Annotated in this window: 5 protein-coding genes; 3 read left to right on the top strand and 2 right to left on the bottom strand. The window is 68.3% G+C overall.

Going from position 1 to position 6,516, the window contains the following annotated elements; all coding sequences use genetic code 11:
- On the bottom strand, positions 1-645 hold a 645-nt coding region (locus tag AC5RUJ_RS08910; protein ID WP_494155771.1), incomplete at its 3' end, for a dihydrodipicolinate synthase family protein.
- A gap of 106 nt (positions 646-751) precedes the next feature.
- The gene (locus tag AC5RUJ_RS08915) at positions 752-1,711 is read right to left on the bottom strand and encodes a heme o synthase (RefSeq protein ID WP_493978526.1); all 960 of its coding nucleotides are present in this window, start codon (positions 1,709-1,711) and stop codon (positions 752-754) included.
- Between the two features lie 406 nt (positions 1,712-2,117).
- Between AC5RUJ_RS08915 and tkt the strand changes: the two genes are divergently transcribed.
- The 3 genes from tkt to AC5RUJ_RS08930 all read left to right on the top strand — a co-directional run.
- On the top strand, positions 2,118-4,223 hold the full coding sequence (gene tkt / locus AC5RUJ_RS08920) for a transketolase (protein WP_494127914.1): 2,106 nt from the start codon (positions 2,118-2,120) through the stop codon (positions 4,221-4,223).
- A 10-nt stretch (positions 4,224-4,233) separates the two neighbouring features.
- Positions 4,234-5,358, top strand: a complete 1,125-nt coding sequence (tal, locus tag AC5RUJ_RS08925; RefSeq protein ID WP_494023136.1) for a transaldolase — start codon at positions 4,234-4,236, stop codon at positions 5,356-5,358.
- The coding region (locus AC5RUJ_RS08930) for a phosphoglucose isomerase-related protein (protein WP_494155772.1) at positions 5,355-6,516 on the top strand (1,162 nt) is incomplete at its 3' end. The genes tal and AC5RUJ_RS08930, both read left to right, overlap by 4 nt.

The raw sequence follows: 6,516 nt of genomic DNA on the forward strand, positions 1-6,516 counted from the left end.
CTCGTGCCAGGCATCGGCCGCGAAGCCGGCGTCGGCGATCAGCGCGTCGCCGCTCATGCCGTGGCTGAAGTCGCCGGCCTCGACCGGGAGCAGGCCGCGGAGTTCTTCATATCGTCCGCGGAATACTTCGGCGGAGGGTGCCGATTCTTTCACGGCCACGATGTTGGGTTCCGCGGCCAGCTCGGCCACGAGCTCCAGGCTGAAGCTGAACTGCGTGGTGCGGGGATTGCTGTACAGGCAGACGGGGAGGCCGGACCGGCGGGCGGCCGTAACACACTGGGCCGCCACTTCCTCGTCCGTCAGTGGATAGTAGGACACCGTGGAAACCAGGAGGCCGTCGGCACCGGCCCCGTGGGCGTCGTCAATGTTCTGCAGGAGTTCACGGGTGCCCACCGCGCTCACGCCGACGCACACCGGCAGCCCGGGCCGGACCGCCTTAACCGCCTCCACCGCCGCCGTGACGACGACCCGTCGTTCCGCGCGGTCCAGATACGCGAAGTTTCCCGAACTGCCCAGCACCGTGATCGCGTCGACGGGCGCCTCGCTCACGGCCGCGATATGGCGGATCAGCTCCGGAAGGTTGACGCCGCCGTCGTGATGGAAGGGGGTCACCGGATAGGCAATCAGGCCGCGGAAGGGATTCATGCCGCAATCTTAGGGCAGCAGGGCCGCCCCCGCAGGGCTCGGCACGGGCAGCAGGGCCCCCGGCGCACCGCCGGGAGGCAGCAGGCCGGCGTCGGGCGCATTGCGCCTAACCGAAGACGGGACCGCCGATAAAGGGATCCAGGGCCAGGGCCAGGAACAGCACCGTGAGGTAGCTGATGGAACCATGGAACACGCGCATGGCGCTCTTGTTCGTGACGGCGGTGCTTTCGGTTCCGCGCTTGGTCAGCGCGTAGAGCCGGTGCGATTCGTAGACGAACCAGGAACCGCTGAGCAGTGCCACGATGGTGTAGACCCAGCCGGCGCCGCCGACCGGAGCCAGCAGCAGCGAGCAGACCAGGGTGGCCCAGGCATAGAGGACAACCTGCACGGAGACCTGCCGTGCGCTGGCGATCGCGCCGAGCATCGGCACGTTGGCCGCGTTGTAGTCGTCGCTGTATTTCATGGACAGCGGCCAGTAGTGCGGAGGCGTCCACAGGAAGATGACCATGAACAGGATCACCGCCGGCCACGCCACCGTGTTGGTCACCGCGGCCCAGGCGATGAGCACGGGGAAGCACCCGGCGGCGCCGCCCCAGACGATGTTCTGCGAGGTGCGGCGCTTGAGGATCAGCGTGTAGATCACGACGTAGAAGAAGATCGCGCCGACGCCCAGCATGCCGGCCAGCGGATTCGCCCCGAACCAGAGGAGCGCCACGGCCACCACGGCGAGCACCCAGGAGAACACCAGCGCCTCGCGCGGAGTCAGTTCCCCGGTCACGAGCGGGCGGTTTTCGGTCCGGTGCATGAGCTTGTCCATGTCCCGGTCGATGTAGCAGTTAAAGGACCCGGCCGCACCGGCGGCGAGGGCACCGCCGACCATCGTGGCAGCCATCAGCCAGAGGTCGGGGAAACCGCCCTGGGCGAAGATCATGGTGGGCAGGGTGGTCACCAGCAGAAGTTCCATCACGCGGGGCTTCGTGAGCGACAGGTAGGCCTTGGCCTTGCGCGAGAAGCCGGGCTTGGCCGGAACGGCCAACGCCTGGTCCGGAACGGTCTGGATATTCAAGGAAAAACCACTCAGTTCTGCTGGAGTTCGTCTGACACACGAAAGCGCCCAGCCGTTAAGGACGGGCCAAGGTGCACCTACATCATACTCCTTCTATGTCTCGTAGAAACCGGTTTCCTGCCCGTGGAAACCGGTGTCGCCTGCCCCCGCCGAAACCCGCGCGGGCCGGGGGCGGCCGCCGGCGTCAAACAGTGACCGCTGTGACTGCTGGCACTGCACCACGTCCTGCGCATTGCAGACGCAACGGATAGAGTGGGGAAGGAGCGCCAATCCGCGGTTATGGGCGCAACAAGCTTGAGGCAGCAACAACGGCGAATGGCCCAATCGGTCCGCGGCCACGGCTGTTTTCCGGACCGTCGGCTGCCGCTTAGACGTAGATCAGAAAGGGGCCCACCCGGTGCCACACATGGAAGATCAGGAATTGTCCTGGACATCGCTGGACCAGCGGGCGGTGGACACGGTGCGTGTCCTCGCGGCGGATGCAGTCGAGAAGGTCGGCAACGGCCACCCCGGCACCGCCATGAGCCTGGCCCCGGCCGCGTACCTGATCTTCCAGAAGTTCATGCGCCACGACCCCACCGATCCGCACTGGGTGGGCCGCGACCGGTTCGTCCTCTCCCCCGGCCACACCTCGCTGACGCTGTACATCCAGCTGTTCCTCTCCGGCTACGGCCTGGAACTGGAGGACCTGAAGGCGCTGCGGACCTGGGGATCGCTCACGCCGGGCCACCCGGAGTACAAGCACACCCCGGGTGTCGAGATCACCACCGGCCCGCTGGGCCAGGGGCTCGCCTCCGCCGTCGGCTTCGCCTATGCGCAGCGCCGCACCCGCGGCTTGTACGACGCCGATGCTGCCGCCGGCGAGAGCCCGTTCGACCACACGGTCTGGGTGATCGCGTCCGACGGCGACCTGCAGGAGGGCGTCACGTCTGAGGCCTCCTCCCTGGCCGGCCATCAGGAGCTGGGCAACCTGGTGGTGCTCTACGACGACAACAAAATCTCGATCGAAGACGACACCGACATCGCCTTCAGCGAAGACGTGCTCAAGCGGTACGAGGCGTACGGCTGGCACACCCAGCGGGTCGACTGGACCGAGACCGGCGAATACGTCGAAGACGTCCCGGCCCTGTTCGAGGCCTTGAAGGCCGCGAAGGCCGAGACTTCCCGGCCCTCGATCATCTCGCTGCGCACCATCATCGGCTGGCCCGCCCCCAAGAAGCAGAACACCGGCAAGATCCACGGCTCCGCCCTGGGTGCCGAGGAGGTCGCCGCCGTCAAGGAGGTGCTCGGCTTCAATCCGGAGCAGCATTTCGCGGTCGAGCCGGAGGTCCTGGATCACGCCCGGCAGGTGGCCGCGCGCGGCAAGCAGGCCCGCGCGGACTGGGAGACCGGCTACCAGACGTGGCGCGAGGCCAACCCGGAGAACGCCGCGCTGCTGGACCGTGTGCAGGCGTCCGAGTTGCCGGAAGGCTGGGAGGCGGCGCTGCCCGAATTCCCGGCCGGCAAGGACGTCTCGACCCGGGCCGCCTCCGGCAAGGTGCTCAACGCCATCGGCCCGGTGCTGCCGGAGCTGTGGGGCGGTTCGGCGGACCTGGCCGAGTCCAACAACACCACGATCGAAGGCTCCCCGTCGTTCGTTCCCGAGTCGCGGCAGACCGATATGTGGTCCGGCGGGCCGTACGGCAGGGTGCTGCACTTCGGCATCCGCGAGCATGCGGCCGCTTCCATCGTGAACGGCATTGTGCTCAGCTCCAACACCCGCGCCTTCTCGGGCACGTTCCTGATCTTCAGCGACTACCAGCGGCCGGCCATCCGGCTGGGCGCCCTGATGGGCGTTCCCTCCATCTATGTGTGGACGCACGATTCCATCGGGCTGGGTGAAGACGGACCGACCCACCAGCCGGTGGAGCAGCTGGCAAGCCTGCGTGCCATTCCGGGCCTCGACGTCGTCCGCCCGGCCGATGCCAACGAGGTGGCGCAGGCCTGGAAGGCCGTGCTGGAGAACCACAGCAACCCGGCCGGCATCGTGCTCACCCGACAAAACCTGCCCGTCTACGAGCGCGGCGAGAACGGCTTCGCCTCCGCCGAGAACGTGGCAAAGGGCGCCTACGTGTTGGCCGAGGCGCAGTCCGGCGGCACGGACACGACGCCGCAGGTGATCCTGCTCGCCACCGGTTCCGAGGTGCAGCTGGCCGTCCAGGCCCGCGAAACGCTGCAGGCCGACGGCATCGCCACCCGCGTGGTCTCCGTCCCCTGCCTCGAGTGGTTCAACCGGCAGGACCCCGCCTACCGCGAGTCCGTACTCCCGGCCGGCATCAAGGCCCGCGTGTCGGTTGAAGCCGGCATCGCGCAGTGCTGGGACGGACTGGTCGGCGACGCCGGCCGCAGCGTGTCCCTGGAGCACTACGGCGCCTCCGCCGACTACAAGACCCTGTTCCGCGAATTCGGACTCACGGCCGAGGCTGTTGTCGAGGCCGCCCGCGACTCGCTCTCCCAGACCACCGATTCCTAAGGAGGACGCAATGTCCAACCCGAATACCCAGGCACTCTCCGACGCGGGCGTTTCCATCTGGCTCGACGACCTTTCGCGGGAGCGGATCAATTCCGGGACCCTGAAGGCCCTGATCGACGAACGGAACGTGGTGGGCGTCACCACCAACCCCTCCATCTTCGCCGCCGCCCTGCAGGACGGCCGCAGCTACGAAGCGCAGGTCCAGCAACTGGCCGCCGACGGCGCGGACGTGGATACGGCGGTCTTCGCCATCACCACGTCCGACGTGGCCGAGGCCTGCGACCTGTTCTCCCCGCTCGCCGCCGATACGGAGGGCGTGGACGGCCGCGTGTCGATTGAGGTGGATCCGCGGCTGGCCCGTGACGCGCACGGCACGGCCGCCGAGGCGCAGCATCTGCACAAGGCCGTGGGCCGCACCAATGCCTTCATCAAGATCCCGGCGACCAGCGAAGGCCTGGAGGCCATCACCGAGACCCTCGCGCTCGGCATCAGCGTCAACGTGACGCTGATCTTCTCGCTGCAGCGCTACCGCGAAGTGATCAACGCCTTCATGCTGGGCCTGGAGCAGGCCAAGGAAAACGGCAAGGACCTGTCGACCATCCACTCGGTGGCTTCGTTCTTCGTCTCCCGCGTCGATACCGAGATCGACAAGCGCCTGGACGCCGCCGGGTCCGCGGAGGCGGCCGCGTTGAAGGGCAAGGCCGGCGTCGCCAACGCCCGCCTGGCGTACCAGATCTACGAGGAGCAGTTCGCGACCGAACGCTGGCAGGTGCTGGCCGCCGCCGGCGGCCGGCCGCAGCGGCCGCTGTGGGCCTCCACCGGCGTGAAGAACCCGGACTACCCGGACACCCTGTACGTCACCGAACTGGTGGCCCCGAACGTGGTCAACACCATGCCGGAGCCGACGCTGGAAGCCCTCGCCGACCACGGGAAGGTCGAGGGAGACCGGGTCACCGGCACCTACGCGGAAGCGAACAAGGTGCTCGACGACATCGCGCAGGCCGGAATTTCCTATAACGAGGTGGTGGAGCTGCTCGAGGAGGAGGGCCTGGAGAAGTTCGTGGCCAGCTGGCAGCAGTTGCGGGAGACCGTCCAGAACGCCCTCGACTCGGTGCACGGAGCCCGGCAGTCATGAGTTCGCTGGCTTTCGAAGCGTCGGGAGCCGCACTGGCCGCCGTCCGCCGTCATATCGGCACCCTGGTGGAGGACCGCGTCGCGTCCCGCATCGCGACGCAGGACAACACCCTGTGGGGCCCGGAGGCAGAAGCCGAGGCGGCCGTCCGCCTGGGCTGGGTCGATGCGGCGGCGCTGTCCCGGCCGCTGGTTCCGGAGATCCTGGAGCTGCGCAAGGAGCTTGCGGCCGAGGGCGTGACGCGATTTGTGCTGGCCGGGATGGGCGGCTCCTCGCTGGCGCCCGAAGTGATCGCCAATACCGCCGGCGTGGAGCTCACCGTGCTCGACAGCACGGATCCCCAGCAGGTGGGTGCCGCGCTGGCCGAACGGCTGGCCGACAGCGCCATCATCGTGTCCTCCAAGTCCGGTTCCACGCTGGAAACCGATTCGCAGCGCCGTGTCTTCGAGCAGGCTTTTGCCGACGCCGGGTTGGACGCCGCCTCGCGCATCATCGTGGTCACCGATCCCGGCTCCCCGCTGGATGAGGCGGCGCGGGAAGCCGGGTACCGTGCGGTGTTCAACGCCGACCCCAACGTCGGAGGACGGTACTCCGCGCTGACCGCGTTCGGGCTGGTCCCTGCCGGACTGGCCGGCGTGGACATCGAGAGGCTGCTCGACGACGCCGAAGAGGCCGCCGAGGTGCTCTCCGAGGATTCCGCCGACAACATGGCCCTGGCTCTGGGCGCCGCGCTGGCCGGCACGGAGCCGCTGCGCAACAAGGTAGCCATCGCCGACGACGGTTCCGGAATCGTCGGCTTCGCGGACTGGGCCGAGCAGTTGATCGCCGAGTCCACCGGCAAGCTGGGAACCGGACTGCTGCCGGTGGTGGTCAACGCCGGCGACCCGGAGACCGTCTCGGGAGCCAAGGATGTGCTGGTGGTCCGGCTGGTCTCCCCCGATCACGAGGTGACGGTCGGAGCCGACGAGGTTGCCGTCGGCGGGAGCCTGGGCAGCCAACTGCTGCTGTGGGAATACGCCACGGCGGTGGCCGGCCGCCTGCTGGGCATCAACCCCTTCGACCAGCCGGACGTCGAGGCGGCGAAGGCCGCGGCACGCGGACTGCTGGACGAACGCCCGGCCGCGGCGCTGCCCGACTTCACCGACGGCTCCGTCCAGGTGC

It is taken from the genome of Arthrobacter sp. Y3223164 (genome assembly GCF_059091005.1).

Coding starts and splice junctions, on each gene's coding strand:
- tal (WP_494023136.1), top strand. CDS start 4,234: ATGTCCAACCCGAATACCCAGGCACTCTCCGACGCGGGCGTTTCCATC.
- tkt (WP_494127914.1), top strand. CDS start 2,118: ATGGAAGATCAGGAATTGTCCTGGACATCGCTGGACCAGCGGGCGGTG.